Raw genomic sequence first — 13,708 nt, 5'->3', positions numbered from 1 at the left:
AGACCTCACTCGGAATTGTTGTTGAAGCTCATGAAGTGAAGCTCGCCGGGTAACGACGCGTGGCGTGGAGAAACTATTGTCTGGCGGACTTTCTTACGCTTTCTATTGCCACCGGTTGTTCGTCGCGCTGTGGTGTGCCGATCTGAAAGAGGGCTCGCGCAGCGCGGTGATGACAACTTTTCTTATTACAGGACGATGAAGAGCGAGAGGCAAATTGAATCGCTCTATCAACACGGCACGGAAATGACACACCATTCGATTCGCCATACTGAACAGCGTGGCGTCTCCCTCCGAGCGAAGGTAGGTTGAATCGTCGCGCGAATTCCGTTTTGTCCGCAGTGCCGGCATGCCCCTCGGGATTTTTACGTTGTAGGATGGATATCGCAGTTGCTAAGCTATCCGACACGCGTCACCTTACGTTCACCTCACTTCCGTCCGCTTCAGGGACTCATGCAACTCGAGCCGATGAACTCCACACCTGACACGCGTGATCCCGCATCTGCAACCGCATCCACACAGGAGCGGGGCGCAGACAATCCCAACAAACGAGGCGGCACGATTGCGCCCGACATGTCGCCGGCAGTGGCCTTTTCGACGCTGGCCACGCCAATGGCCGCGCAAGTGGCGCTACGCATCGACAGCTTGTGCGTGAGCGCGGATGCGGAAAGTCCGCACAAACTGCGTGTCGTGCTGCGGCGCTTGCGTTCGCTGTGGTGGGCTTACGATCCGCTTATCGACAGATCGCGGGCAAGATGGCAGCGGCGCGAATTCAAGGCGCTCGCCGATTCCGCCGGTCAAACGCGTGACTGGGATATCCTGAAACACTTACTGGCGGAAGACGTGTCGACACCGCATGCTTTCGCGGCGCTCATCGAACGTCTCGATCTATTGCGTGGCAATGCACTGGTGCGCAGTCGCGCAACGATTGCAGACGCGAACGCCGAAGCCATGCTGACACAGCGAATCGCGAGCGTGATTCGGCAACTCGACGCGTGCTCGTTCGAGGAACCGCTCACGGCATTCGCCGCGAACCGTGTTGCAACGGCGAAGCAGACGCTGCGAAAACGTTTGAAGCGTGTGCTGGAAAATCCGGACGCGGGTTACGCCGAACTTCACGACGTCCGCATCGCGGGAAAGAAAGTGCGCTATCTGCTGGAGTTTTTCGCGCCGCTACTCGATAGCGGCAGCGAGATCAGCGTCGCGGAGCTGACGCAATTGCAGGACGAACTGGGCAAGCTGAACGATATTGTTTCGAGCGAAGCGCTGCTTCTGGCGCATGCGGATCGGCTTGGTGATCCCGGCATGGTAGTCGACGCAATCGCGTATCTCAGGAATCGCAAAGGCCAGCACATGCAGCGTGCGAATGCAGAGTTACGCGCACTCAACGACCGGCTTGCCGTCGAGCGTCCCAGCACCGGCGTGAACTGACGCTGACGATATCGCGCTATACGGCGACTGCCAGTACCGCCGAAGCCGGACACAGCAGCTCTTATCGTTCCTTGCGGCGGCGAAATGCCCACCATCCCGCGAGCCCGGTAAAGCCGGCGACAAGCAACACCATCACCCAGAAGCCGTGCCGGTTTTCAGCGAGCGGAATACCGCCCACATTCATGCCGAAAAAGCCCGCGACGATATTGATCGGCATCGCCAAAACCGTCACCAGCGTGAGCGTAAACAGCGTACGGTTGTTCTGCTCTTCGAGGCGGGAGATGATCTCCTCCTGCAGCAGCCTGACCCGTTCGATCAGCCCGGCCACATCGGAGAGAACCACGGAAAACTCTTCCGTCGACTCGCGCAGATCCTGCACGTCTTCCGCATGAAGCCAGCGCGGCGGCCGTGCCAGCAGACGGAAGATCGCGCCGGGTTCAGGCGCCAGCATGCGCTGCAAGCGCGTCAGCATACGACGCATCGCGCCCAGATCGATCCGGTTCTGTGTGGGCCGCTGCGACAGGAACCGGTCCTCGATCCGGTCGACGTCGGCGCTGGTCCGCCGGACGATCTGCACCAACAGGTCAGCCTGGTCATGCATCAGATGAACCAGCAATTCCGCCGGCGACCTGAATACCTCCCCCTCCCGAACCGACGCACGCAGTCGGTCCACCGAGCGCAGTGGCTTGAGACGCGCGGTCACGATGATTCGTTGATTCGCGTAAATCCACAGCGTCGCGATCTCGGAGGGAATGAACTCGAGATTGAACATGACGTCGTTCACGACCGCGCGTAGTGCGCCGTCCGCGTGTTCGATGCGCGTGGAGTGAGAGCCTTCGCGCAATGCGTCGAAAAATGTCTCGGGCAAATCGAGCTGGGCTCTCATCCAACGCTCGCTGGCGCTATGTGCGAGATTGAAGTGAAGCCAGAGAAACTCGCTGCCTTCCTTCGCGGGGCCGTGGGCGTCGTGGGCCTGGAGCCATTCGGCGACTTCGTCGGCGTCGACCGAGCGACCGGCGCGATTCGAAGAAAAGAGAAAGCCGCAGACCATGCCGGACGAGTCCGCGCCGTAGGTTTGCAGTAGCAAATCAGATTTCATAGGTCATTCACCGTTTGCTTCCCCTGCGGGATTGGCCTATCCGGCAATCTGGCGGCCAAAATCAGAACCGTGGCAGTCACCATCCGATTCCAACTCGGGCGCCGCGCAGATTGAACCGGAATCAAAGGTCCGAGCATATCGCGGCCGATCAAAAGAAGGTTAACCCGCTAGTTTCCACGACGTCGGCTTAGCGAATGCTTAAGTTTAGCCAAGCGGGTCATTTAATTTGAGTAGTCACAAGAACGTCATATTTCGCCCTTAAGTTGCAGCCCATCGAAGGCGATTGTGTCGCCGTGAGGAGTCTCACCATGAATCTCAAGCAACTTACGCTGGTTGTGTGTGCGCTGTGTGCCAGCGCCGCACACGCTGCCGACATCACCGGTGCGGGCAGCACCTTCGCCGCGCCGATCTATACGAAATGGGCCGACGCCTATCAAAAGGCCGGCGGCGGCAAGGTGAACTATCAGGGCATTGGTTCGTCGGGCGGCATCAAACAGATCATTGCGAAGACCGTGGATTTCGCCGGCTCGGACGCCCCGCTCAAAGACGACGAACTGGCCAAGGACGGCTTGTTCCAGTTCCCGACCGTTGTCGGCGGCGTGGTGCCGGCAATCAACGTGCCGGGTGTGAAGGCCGGCGAACTGGTGCTGTCGGGCGAAGTGCTCGGCGGTATTTATCTCGGCAAGATCAAGAAGTGGAACGATCCCGCGATCGTTGCGCTGAACCCGAAAATCAAGCTGCCGGATACCGATATCGCCGTGGTTCGCCGTGCCGATGGCTCCGGCACGAGCTTTATCTGGACGAATTACCTGTCTAAGGTGAGCCCGGAGTGGAAGTCGAAAGTGGGCGAAGGCGCAACGGTGAGCTGGCCGACAGGGACCGGCGGCAAGGGCAACGACGGCGTGGCCGCTTTCGTGCAGCGTCTGCCCGGCGCGATCGGCTACGTCGAGTGGGCGTACGCGAAGCAGAACCACATGACCTATGCGTCGCTGAAAAATGCAGCGGGTACAGTGGTCGCACCGGCGACCGACACCTTCAAGGCAGCGGCAGCAGGCGCGGACTGGTCGAAGTCGTTCTATCAGATCCTGACGAACGAGCCGGGCAAGAACGCATGGCCCGTGGTCGGCGCGACCTTCGTGCTGTTGCATACGACGCAGGACAAAGCACCGCAGGGCGCCGAAACGCTGAAGTTTTTCGATTGGGCGTTCAAGAACGGCGGCAAGGCAGCGGATGATCTCGACTACATTTCGCTGCCGGAATCCGTGACGGCTGAAATCCGCACGCAGTGGAAACAGAAAGTGAAGGACGCGTCGGGCAAGCCGGTCGCGCCGTAAGCGTCGGATTCGAGGGGCGCGCGTCGCATGCGCGCGCCTTTCTCCATTGCGCGCCTGACCGGTGGCTAGCGTCAGGTCGCGACTTTCGACATCACCGCCGTGGCCGGATCGTAACGGTAGCCCTTCTGCGCAAGCTGGTGCGTCATCGTCGCGGCAATCAGTTTTTGCTGCGTCTCCCGCGAGACCAATTCGTGATCCGGTTTGAGCCGCTCCAGCTCGGATGAAAGCCGCCTGACAAGCGCCACCTCGCCGGTGCTGCGTGCGTCGATGAACAGGATCTTCTCGCTTGCCAGACCGAGCCGCTGCTTGAGGTCTTTTGCGTGCGCGACCCACTGTTCGGCTGTCGTGCGAAGCTCGCTCATGGCCTTTGCATGGGCTTTGGCCTGCGTCGACACCTGCCGCTGCAAAGCCGCGACCTCCTCCGTATTGTCGTTCTGCTCGGCACGGGCTGCTAGCTGCTGGGCGCGTTGTGCGTGTTGCGCTATGGCCGCGGTTTGTGCCGCGACGCGCTGCTCCAACTCCGCGACATGGCGTTCGGCGGCCTCCGCGCGCTCTCTCACGGCGGAGGCATCCTGCGATAGCCGAGCGAGGTTTGCACTCACGAGTGTCTTCGCCTCGGTCACGGCGCTGATCTGCTCGCGCGCCTCGTCCAGTTCATGCGTGACGCGCTGCAACTCGCTGAGTTGAGCCGACGCTTCCTCGGCCCGCACCCGGGCCGCCTCGCGCTCCGCGATCAGCACGGCACGCGCTTGTTTCAACTCGGCTTCCACTGCGACGAACTGCGCGTGGTCCTCGCTTGCCTGCGCTTCAGCAGCCTGTACCTGCGACGAAGCCGCGTTCAACTCCGTCAGCAAGCGTGCCGACTCTTCTTCCTTGGCCTGATTGGCGCTGTTCAACGCTTCGATCTGCTGCCGGGCTTGATCACGTTCCTCAGTGGCTCGCGCTATTTCATCGTGTCTGGCTGAAAGCTCTGCGGCCAGCTCCGCTCGAGCCTTGCGTTCTTCTTCTAGCGAAGCCGTGGCGGCTTGCTGTTCGGCAACTTGCGACGCTGCGCGCTGCGCGAGTTCTTCTACGCGTGCTTCGGCTGCCTGTGCGCGCGAGGTTGCCGCGCTCAACTCCTCGGACAGTCGCGCCGTTTCTTCCGACTTCGCCTGATGGGCCTCGCGCAAAGCGGCGAGCTGCTGTCGCGTTTGATCGTGTTCCTGCGTGACTCGCGTTACATCGTCGTTCCTGGCCGAGACAACCGCCGTCAACTCTTCGCGTGCTTTGCGTTCTTCGTCCAGCAACGCGTTTGTCGCGGTCAAATTGGCGTGATCCGCCGATGCGCGCTGTTCGAGTTCTTCTACGCGTGTCTCTGCTGCCTGAGCGCGTGACGTCGCGGTGCTCGCTTCCTGCGACCAACGCGTCACTTCTTGCGAGCTCGCCTGATACGCGGCTTCCAACGTCGCGACTTGCTGCAGCGCCTGGTCGCGCTCCTGAGTGAGCCGCGTTATTTCGCTGGTCTTGCTGGAGACGGCTGAAGCCAGCTCTTGACGTGCCTTGCGTTCCTCTTCCAGCGACACCTCATAGGCGCTGCGCAGCGACGTGATTTCCTCCAGTGCAAGATCACGCTCCTGGGTGACGCGCGTCATCTCATCGTTCGTGACGGAGACGATCGAAGCTAATTCCTCACGTGCTCTGCGTTCCTGTTCAATCGATACCTTCGCAGATTCCAACTCCTCGTTTTGCAACGACACACGCCGCGCCAGTTCTTCCGCGCGCGCCTCCGCGGCTTGTGCACGCGACGAAGCCGCGCTCGCCTCCTGCGACCATTGCGTGAGTTCTTGCGACTTCGCCTCATGGGCGTCGCGCAACGCGGCGCTTTCCTGCTGAGCGTGATCGCGTTCCTGCGTGACTCGCATTACTTCGTTGTTCTTGCTCGTCACGACCGCGGCCAACGCTTCGCGCGCCTGGCGTTCCTCTTCAAGCAACGCGCTCGCGGCTTCCAGTTTGGCCTGGTCCTCGGACGCGCGCTGCACGAATTCCTCGATGCGTGCCTCCGCCGCTTCAGCGCGCGAAGTAGCCGCGCTTGCCTCTTGCGCGAATCGCGTCGCCTCTTCTGTCTTCGCCCGACAGGCATCGCTCAATGTTGCGGCCTCGTGCCGCGCCTGATCTCGTTCCTGAATGACTTGCGCGACCTCATCGGTTTTGCCGGTCAGCGCCGTGGCCAACTCTTCACGTGCGAGACGTTCCTCGTCGAGCGAGGCCTTCATGCCTTCCAGTTCGGCGTCGTGCGCGAACGTACGCTGCTCCAGTTCGGCGACGTGAGTTTCGGCCGCTTCGGCGCGACCGGCGGCGCTCGCGCGTTCCGCTTCGAGGCGTAGGGCAGCGCTTTCCGACGCGCTCAGCGCGTCCGTCAGCGCGCTGAGACGGTTGCGCCCCGTTTCGATTTCGTCGATGCTCTTTTGATACTCGGCAAGCGCTTCGTCCCGTTCCGCGAGGGCTGCTTCCAGGTCCTGGTTCACCGCGGCGAGACGTTGGTTGAACGCCTTCTCCGCATCGTGCTGGGACGCCGTCCAGATCCGATCCGCGGCGCTGATGACCGTTTCGGCGAGGCCCTCCGGCAATCCGGGCTGGACCTGTGCTTGCGGTGTGTCGGCCTGCCGCGACTCGCGCCAGCGTTGCAAGGCCGCGACTATCGCCACTAGGGAACCGCCGCGAACCTCTTTCCAGATTGTCACTGGCGAAACTCTTTTGCCCTCTTCGACCATGCGATCGGCGATTGCAGCGATCTGTTCGTCGGTGATTGGGTCTGTGTCCGTGGACATATGCGCCTCAAGAATCAATGTAGCGGGGCGAAAGGTTAAATTTTCAATACGTTACTACGTCTGCGGACGTCCGGCGACGTTCGGGATACAAGCTAAATGACAGCTAATGGCACGCGGACCGATGATATTAGGGCTCGGCGGTCTTCTCGAATGCGCGGAATAGCGGACCATAAGGCCGCTATATCGTCGCGGATCGTTCGCGCAAGAGAGGTATCGGCGATACCGGTAGAGGCGCTTGCCTTGTTAGCCCGCACCGACGTTGCAACAATGCAGCGGCACCGAGTGGGGCGCCGTCGGCGTGGAAACGCGAAGCGGCGTCGACATGACACACCTGATACCGAGGCACACGGCAATGCGCATTTCGTTTCTGCATACGATGGATGGGAACCGCCAGGTGTTTGAGCAGGCAGCCAAAGCGCTTGGATTGCGGGCCGAAGATCTTCACCATGAAGTGAGGGCGGACCTTCGCGAGGCCGTGGATCAAACGGGAGCGTTTTCCGACGAGTTGCGCGCCCGCACAAAGCAGCGTCTTCTCGCGCTGGCAGCCGATTCGGACGCTGTCATTCTCACCTGCGGCACGCTCGGGCCCGCGGTGGCCGTTATCAAGAGTCCGCCCATGCCCATCGTCCGGGCGGATGTCGCTTTGGCTGCTGCGGCAGCAGACGTGGGCGGGAGCATCGTCGTGTTGTGTGCGGCTGAATCGGCTATCGACTCGACGAGGAAGCTTTTTACGGAGCATGCGAGCAAAAGCGCTGCGTCCGTGGAAGTCGTTCACGTCGGCCACGTTTGGGCGCTGTTCAAAGCGGGCGAGATTCAAGCATGCCTCGCGGCGACGGCGTCATCAGCCGATGCGGCGTATGAGGCGGGCGCGAGCGTTGTCGCATTTGCTCATCCATGGATGGCGGCCGCCGCCGGCTTGGTCCAGAAGGGTAGACGGCCACTCGATAGTCCGAGCGCGGCGCTGCACGCGGCCACGCAGCGATTCAGCGAACGCTCGGGAGACGCCTCGTGGTGCCCGCCTCCACGATAACCGCCTGCGACGACCCACACTTCGAAGCCGTCACGCTGCAAATCCGCTTACCACGGCGATCGTTTGTCGCTCTGACCGAAGCGCACGACGCGTAACTCAGCTTCGTCCACGGCGAACACCGGCGCTATTTGCAGCTGCTGCTCGTGGAAATCGAGAAGCCTCGTGATCGGTCCGCAATCCGCTGCCGCGATCCGCCAGATTTCCCGGGTCGCGCTACGAGCGGCGGCATCCAGAATACGTTCAGCTTCGAGATAAAGGTCACGCCCCAGCGCGCCGAACCCGGCCTGCTGAAGATACCAGGCCAGGTAAAGCGCCTTCACCAGCTTTGCCAGTAATTCGCCGTTGCCCTTGCCCGCCTGGAATGCGGCCAAAGCGAGATGCCAGCGCAACGACTGTTCGCGCACGTATGTCGCGGTATGCGGCAAAAGTTTGGCTTTACCCAGCGGCTTTCTGCGCACCTGATTCCCCGTTGGTCGTTTTTTACGATTCTGAGACATGGATCGATTATCTTGTCGATGCTGCTTTTAATTTCCAGCATCGTAATGCATACGACAACGGAAAATCCATTACCGAGACGATTTAACAGAATTTATTAATATTCCGATTGCATAACGGACTTTTGATTAATCGCAAGCGAGGCTATAGGCATCTGGCAAGCCCATGTTTTACTTATCTTTTCTTAATCACGATCACCGGGTTTCGGCGCCGGCCTGGCGAGGCTGCTATCAAGGCTGATGGAACGCGAGAGACAACGTAGCGCGCTGCGCACTATCTGAACTAATGCCTTCCGTGCAAAGGCAACAGGATTATCAAACCGCGATATTAAACGCGACCGGCGACCCAGATCAATATCCGACGTTACAACGACGCCATCGGCCCTTGCTCGCCCGCGATGATTCAAAGTTTCCGATGAGAAAACTACGCGAATGTCGCGCTCGCTTCGATCGCGCCAATCCAATTGACCGCTCAGGCCACACGCACGGCTCAAAGCGCGCGCGACGATCCCACTGACAGCGCCTGAAACTCGCCTGCGGACTTGCGGCTCGCCTCCAATGTTATCATCGGAAACAACATTGCCCCCCAAGCGCGCATTCAGAGCATCAAGCCCCATGGACACCCATCTCGCCAAATCCGCCGATCCGTCCATCACCGACCTCGGCCGCCGCGTCCGCGCCGCCCGCCAGGCGCAGGACCTGACGCTGGAAACCGCCAGCCGCCTGTGCGGCGTGTCCCGCTCGACGCTTTCGAAGGTCGAAAACGGCCTGATGTCCCCCACTTTCGACGTGCTGCAGAAAATCGTCCTCGGACTGAAGATCGAAATCGGCGAGTTGTTCGGCTCCACGCCCAAAGTCAGCGCGAGCGGCCGCCGCGCGCTGACCCGCAAAAACGAAGGCCAGCGCCACGCGTATCGCGGCTATCAGATGGAGTTGCTCGCCACCGACCTCGCGCACAAGGCGATGCTGCCGTTTCGTATCCGCATCTCCGCGCACACGCTCGACGCCTTCGACGATTGGGGCCGCCACGAAGGCGAGGAGTTTCTGTATGTGATAAGCGGCAGCGTGTGTCTCTATTCGGAGTTGTATGCGCCGACGCATCTGAATGCCGGCGACAGTCTCTACTTCGACAGCCGCACCGGCCACGCAGCGGTCTCCACGAGCGAAGAAGACGCCGAAGTGTTGTGGATGGCCACCAGCGCCGATATTCCTCAAGCGCCGGCCACCATCGAATCGACGAAGAAGTAAATGCAAGCGCGGCAGCGCGCGTGAGCGCGCTTAGCGCGCCGCCAACGCCCGCTGCGCCAGTTGCGCGATATGCATTGCGTGACGCCCGGTCCCCTGCTCGATCTGTTCACGGCAACTGAAGCCGTTGGTCAATATGATCGTCTCCGCAGCCGCCGCACGCACCGCCGGAAACAGCGTGTCTTCGCCAATCTTCGTGGAGAGCGGATGGTGCTCCACGTTGAAACCGAACGATCCCGCCATGCCGCAACACCCCGTGTCGAGCAGTTTCCATTTCACGCCGAGCTTGTTCAGCAGTGCGGTATCGCCCTGCATGCCGAACAGCGCCTTCTGATGGCAATGTCCGTGCACGATCACGTCCGCGGCGAGCGTCGGCCAATCGAACGGCTGACGCGCGACGAAATCGGAGAACAGGAAAGTTTGCGCCGACAACTTCTTCGCCGATGCATGATCGGGCAGTTGCTTCAGCAGTTCGTCCTTGAACACCGACAAGCAGCCCGGTTCGAGACCGACTAGCGGCACGCCGGCGGCGATATCGTCCGCGAGGTCGTCGAGAATGTGCGTGAGAAGTTCGCGTGCGCGTTCGAGCAGCCCGAAGTCATACAGCGGACGCCCGCAGCACAACCGGTTCTTCGGCAACACGACATGCCAGCCTAATTGCTTCAAAACATCGGCGGCTGCCTGCGCGATCTCGGGCGTGAAGTGATCGTTGAATGTATCGACCCACAGGATCACTTTCTTCACGTCGCCGTGGGCATCACGCGCCGATTGCGGCGAACGTCGCGCGATCTGCCTGTATGTGGCACTCGCGAAACGAGGCAGTTCGCGCGTTTGCGCCACGCCGGCCACCCACTTGCCGAACGAAGACAAACCCGGCGCCGACGTCATGAAGTTCGTCAGACGTGGAAAACGCGCCGCCCACGGCGCCCATTCGCCGATACGTCCCATGAACAGCGCCTGCCGTGGCCGACGCTTCGTCTCGTAGTAATGCGAAAGAAATTCCGCCTTGTAGGAAGCCATGTCCGTATGCGTCGGGCAATCTGATTTGCAGCCTTTGCAAGCGAGGCACGTATCGAGCGCTTCTTTCACTTCGCGGCTTTGCCAGCCGTCGGCGATCACGTCGCCTTGCAGCATTTCCCAGAACAGATGCGCGCGGCCCCGCGTCGAATACTTCTCTTCGCGTGTCGCGCGATAGCTCGGGCACATCGTGCCGCCTTCGAGCGAGCGGCATTTGCCCATGCCGATGCATCGCTCGATCTCGCGCTGAAAACCCTCGCCCTCCTGGCTCGCAAACGTCAGTCTGGTTTGCAACGTGACCGGCTTGTAAGCGGGCCCCATGCGCAGGTTTTCGTCGGCGCGATAGGCGTGCACGACTTTGCCCGGATTCAGACGATTGGCCGGATCCCAGATCGCCTTGAACTGCTCCATCGCCTGCATCAATTCGGGGCCGTACATGATGGGCAGAAACTCGGCCTTGGCCTGGCCGTCGCCGTGTTCGCCCGACAGCGAACCGCCGAACTCGACGACGAGTTCAGCCGCTTCGCGCAGAAACTTGCGCCACGTCGCGACGCCTTCCGCACTGCGTAGATCGAAGGTAATGCGCGCGTGCACGCAGCCATCGCCGAAATGGCCATAGAGGCTCGTCTCGTAACCGTAGCGATCCACCATCGCCTGGAACGCGCGCAGATAATCGCCGAGACGCAGCGGATCGACCGCGGCATCTTCCCAGCCGACAATCGGGTCCGGCGTGCCGGTATCGACCGACAGCGCCACCGCCGACGCGCCCGTCTCTCGGATCGACCAGACCTTGGCCTGCAACGCCCGGTCTTCGACAAGCATCGCCGACACATTCGGCCCTGCTTCCCCCGATGCAAAGTAAGCGGCGGCGGCTCGCGCTTTGAGCATCACGTCGGCTTGCGTGTCCGCGCCGAATTCGAGCACGACCCATGCATCGCCTTCAGGCAGCAACGCGATCTCGTCCTGCTTCAAGCCGCGCGCCTGCAAACCGCGAATGATCGCGCGGTCCAGTCCTTCGATGGCGATCGGCCCGCAGCGCATGAAATGCGGCACGGCATCCGCCGCCGTGTAGATATCCGTGAAGCCGACCACGACGATCACACGCATCGCCGGACTTTTCACGAGGCGCACTTTCGCCTGCAAGGTGAGCGCACACGTTCCTTCGGTGCCGACCAGAGCGCGGGCGACGTTGAAGCCGTTTTCCGGCAGCAGTTGGTCGAGATTGAAGCCGGACACGCGCCGCTTGATCCGCGGAAATTTCGCGCGAATGCGCTCGGCGTAGGTATCGCGCAACTGCTTCAGCGCGGCGTAGATTTCGCCCTGACGGCCGCCCTCGGCGATGATGCGTTCGAGCTCCTGATCGGAGGTTGGACCGACCCAGAAGCGCGCGCCGTCGAAGGTCGCGACTTCCAACGCCTCGACGTTTTCGACCGTTTTGCCGGCCATTACCGAATGCGCGCCGCACGAGTTGTTGGCGATCATGCCGCCGAGCGTGCAGCGGCTGTGCGTCGCCGGGTCGGGTGCGAAGGTGAGGCCGTGCTGTTCGGCGGCATCGCGCAAGGTGTCGCAGACCACGCCGGGTTCGACGATCGCAACCCGCGCGACCGGATCGACCGACACGACACGGTTCACATACTTGCTCGCGTCCGCGACTACGGCGACGTTGACGCACTGTCCGTTCTGCGACGTGCCGCCGCCGCGCGCGAGAAACGGCACGTCATTGCGGCGGCAAGCGGCGAGTGTGGCCAACAGGTCGTCGACATCCGCGGGCACGACAACGGCGAGCGGCACTTGCCGATAATTCGACGCATCCGCCGCATACAGCGCTTTTGAACCCTGGTCGAAGCGCACTTCGCCACGCACATGGCTGCGCAAATCCGCTTCGAGCGCCTGCATCACAGCCGCGGTGCCGGTGAAAGGCGTGGCCACGCGCGGTGCCCGCTTCAGTGCGCTAGTGCCGTTTTCGTACAGTTCGTCGACGCCCGCGCCCTGTTCCTCATCAAATGACGTTCCCACTGCGCTCCCCGTCTTTCGTGGCTGTGCGCCGCCGCTTCGCGCTCAGGCAGCCTGGTTCGCGGTCATCTTGAAGATGCCCTGTGCGTTGCCCGCGTCGAAACGCAGGTCCGTTTCCCAACGACGCGCGTCCTGATCAAAAGTCCGCTTGCGCGTGATGAACTCGTAGAACGAGCCCGGCACTTCGCGCGTCACGACGCTGCCGTCAGCCGCGCGAAACTCGCGCTGCACGAGGTCGGCACGATACGCCGTCTGAAACACCCGTCCCGAACGCGAGCGCTCCACTTCCGGTTTCATCGGACGACCCTTGGCCTTCTCGTCGTCGGACAATTGAAAGACATCCGCGACGCGATCCGTGGCATGGTTGAACGCGTTGCCTTCCGTGGCGATCCACGCCATCTCCGCCGATTCGTTCAACAATACTTCGTAATCGGCTTCGCGTGGCGTGTCGTGCTGGCGCGCAAACGCGCCGACGATCACGGGCAGCAATTCGTGCGCCGCGTCGACCGGCAGCACGCCGTCGCGCTCGAGCTCCCACAACTGGCCGACGGCGCGCGGCGTCAACGGATCGCGCGACGCGCCGATTACGTTGGTCACGGCCTGCTGAAACTCCGCCGAGAACCGCTCGGGGTGCAATTCGCTGACGAAGAACTGCGCGATTTCATCGGGCGCGTCGTCATGCGCCCACGCGCGGCCGGTCATGCCGAGTCGGTCGAGCGGATAGCGGCCGTTGACGCTGAAGCCGAGCGGACGAAGAATGCGCGCAAACGCGGCTTCGCCCGTCGGCAGCGCGCCGCTGTGCGGCCAGCGCACCGTGCGCAAGGCGCCATGATCGAAGTAAACGCTGCCGCCCGCCGCGATCGTCTCCTCGGTGTACTGGCGGCCGTTCGCCGAGCGCGCCAGCAGATCCTCGAACAGCGCCATGTTCATCGCCTGCGCAAGCTCGGCGCGCGTGACGATGCCGTCCTCCCATTCGTCCAGAATGTGCGGATGATTCAGCGTCGCGAAGAGCCGTGCGGTTTTTTCGGCGCCGAGCAATTTCAGCAGCAGTTGTTCGACATTCGCATTCCTGGTGTTTCGCATAGCGGTTCTCTACGTGGCTCTGATGGGCGCTGATTCACATGTTCGACCCGACCTGCCGAGCCGGACGCAAGGCGCGGACGGCACGATCGAAGACGTGATTATTCAAATCGCCGGGCTTGCCGTAAAGCGAGATAAAATCGCCACTTGATGCGTTTTTG

At 61.7% G+C, this 13,708-nt stretch carries 9 protein-coding genes; 3 read left to right on the top strand and 6 right to left on the bottom strand.

The annotated features are described in order from the left end of the window. Positions 1 to 465: 465 nt before the first annotated feature. Positions 466 to 1,428, top strand: a complete 963-nt coding sequence (locus B0G82_RS27625) for a CHAD domain-containing protein (RefSeq protein WP_241974850.1) — start codon at positions 466 to 468, stop codon at positions 1,426 to 1,428. A gap of 61 nt (positions 1,429 to 1,489) precedes the next feature. Here B0G82_RS27625 and B0G82_RS27620 read toward each other — a convergent pair whose 3' ends face one another. Continuing rightward, positions 1,490 to 2,527 carry a transporter gene (locus B0G82_RS27620; protein WP_121309691.1) on the bottom strand — a complete coding sequence of 346 codons (1,038 nt, stop codon included), beginning with the start codon at positions 2,525 to 2,527 and terminating at the stop codon, positions 1,490 to 1,492. A 308-nt stretch (positions 2,528 to 2,835) separates the two neighbouring features. Here B0G82_RS27620 and pstS point away from each other — a divergent pair, with 308 nt between their 5' ends. Continuing rightward, on the top strand, positions 2,836 to 3,861 hold the full coding sequence (gene pstS / locus B0G82_RS27615; protein WP_116147136.1) for a phosphate ABC transporter substrate-binding protein PstS: 1,026 nt from the start codon (positions 2,836 to 2,838) through the stop codon (positions 3,859 to 3,861). Between the two features lie 71 nt (positions 3,862 to 3,932). Here the strand turns inward: pstS and B0G82_RS27610 are convergent, their stop codons facing one another. The 3 genes from B0G82_RS27610 to B0G82_RS27600 all read right to left on the bottom strand — a co-directional run bounded on the left by B0G82_RS27610 (position 3,933) and on the right by B0G82_RS27600 (position 8,195). Beyond that, positions 3,933 to 6,668, bottom strand: a complete 2,736-nt coding sequence (locus tag B0G82_RS27610; RefSeq protein ID WP_121309690.1) for a DNA-binding protein — start codon at positions 6,666 to 6,668, stop codon at positions 3,933 to 3,935. Between the two features lie 178 nt (positions 6,669 to 6,846). Further along, positions 6,847 to 7,485 carry a hypothetical protein gene (locus tag B0G82_RS39830; protein WP_158608193.1) on the bottom strand — a complete coding sequence of 213 codons (639 nt, stop codon included), beginning with the start codon at positions 7,483 to 7,485 and terminating at the stop codon, positions 6,847 to 6,849. Positions 7,486 to 7,745: 260 nt separating this feature from the next. Continuing rightward, positions 7,746 to 8,195: a hypothetical protein gene (locus B0G82_RS27600; RefSeq protein ID WP_121309689.1), complete on the bottom strand. Its 450-nt coding sequence runs from the start codon at positions 8,193 to 8,195 to the stop codon at positions 7,746 to 7,748. Positions 8,196 to 8,807: 612 nt separating this feature from the next. On the opposite strand from B0G82_RS27600, the gene B0G82_RS27595 reads away from it, so the two are divergent. Continuing rightward, positions 8,808 to 9,440, top strand: coding sequence for an XRE family transcriptional regulator (locus tag B0G82_RS27595; RefSeq protein WP_106282688.1), 633 nt, complete (start codon positions 8,808 to 8,810; stop codon positions 9,438 to 9,440). 30 nt (positions 9,441 to 9,470) lie between these two features. Here the strand turns inward: B0G82_RS27595 and B0G82_RS27590 are convergent, their stop codons facing one another. Then, positions 9,471 to 12,470 (bottom strand): FAD-binding and (Fe-S)-binding domain-containing protein, encoded by a 3,000-nt coding sequence (locus B0G82_RS27590; protein WP_121309688.1) that lies wholly within the window; start codon positions 12,468 to 12,470, stop codon positions 9,471 to 9,473. Between the two features lie 42 nt (positions 12,471 to 12,512). After that, positions 12,513 to 13,550, bottom strand: a complete 1,038-nt coding sequence (locus B0G82_RS27585; RefSeq protein ID WP_121309687.1) for a DUF1338 domain-containing protein — start codon at positions 13,548 to 13,550, stop codon at positions 12,513 to 12,515. Positions 13,551 to 13,708 lie beyond the last annotated feature (158 nt).

The organism is Paraburkholderia sp. BL17N1, from assembly GCF_003634175.1.
GTDB lineage: Bacteria > Pseudomonadota > Gammaproteobacteria > Burkholderiales > Burkholderiaceae > Paraburkholderia.
This window is presented reverse-complemented; position numbering and strand designations above follow the sequence as displayed.

What these genes read in the sequence shown, in the direction of transcription:
- B0G82_RS27600 (WP_121309689.1), bottom strand. Translation starts at nt 8,195, where the DNA reads ATGTCTCAGAATCGTAAAAAACGACCAACGGGGAATCAGGTGCGCAGA.
- B0G82_RS27585 (WP_121309687.1), bottom strand. Translation starts at nt 13,550, where the DNA reads ATGCGAAACACCAGGAATGCGAATGTCGAACAACTGCTGCTGAAATTG.
- B0G82_RS27625 (WP_241974850.1), top strand. Translation starts at nt 466, where the DNA reads ATGAACTCCACACCTGACACGCGTGATCCCGCATCTGCAACCGCATCC.
- pstS (WP_116147136.1), top strand. Translation starts at nt 2,836, where the DNA reads ATGAATCTCAAGCAACTTACGCTGGTTGTGTGTGCGCTGTGTGCCAGC.
- B0G82_RS27595 (WP_106282688.1), top strand. Translation starts at nt 8,808, where the DNA reads ATGGACACCCATCTCGCCAAATCCGCCGATCCGTCCATCACCGACCTC.
- B0G82_RS27620 (WP_121309691.1), bottom strand. Translation starts at nt 2,527, where the DNA reads ATGAAATCTGATTTGCTACTGCAAACCTACGGCGCGGACTCGTCCGGC.
- B0G82_RS27610 (WP_121309690.1), bottom strand. Translation starts at nt 6,668, where the DNA reads ATGTCCACGGACACAGACCCAATCACCGACGAACAGATCGCTGCAATC.